Genomic DNA, 324 nt, shown 5'->3' with positions numbered 1-324 from the left:
CGATGATGGTGTCGCGCTCCTCCATCAGGCCTTCGCCCGTCAGGGCCTCCTCCAGGCCGTCCGCCAGCACGACGATCCGTCCCTGCTTGCCCAGGCGCCGCCACACCTTCTCCGCTTCGGCGTCGGAGCGGAGGTTTCCCTGCACCTCCTGGGAGAACCGGGCGAAGGCGAGCTGCCGGAAATCCAGATCCTTGTCCGCGTTGCGCAGGCGCAGCGGTACGGGGACCGCCTTCTGCCGGGCGAGGGTCGCCGTCAGCAGCACGATCAGAGCCGTCTTGCCCGTTCCCACCCCGCCGACGACGACGTGGGTGCGCCGGGTCCGGC

At 70.7% G+C, this 324-nt stretch carries 1 protein-coding gene; it reads right to left on the bottom strand.

Features of this window, described 5'->3' with window-relative positions:
• A partial coding sequence (locus tag IF43_RS37580; RefSeq protein ID WP_037891753.1) for a hypothetical protein occupies positions 1–324 on the bottom strand: 324 nt, incomplete at both ends.

The sequence above is a fragment of the Streptomyces sp. NRRL S-87 genome, from assembly GCF_000719335.1.
In the GTDB taxonomy this organism is placed as follows: domain Bacteria; phylum Actinomycetota; class Actinomycetes; order Streptomycetales; family Streptomycetaceae; genus Streptomyces.
Note: the sequence above shows the minus strand (reverse complement) of the source record. Positions and strands in the feature narration are given on the sequence as shown.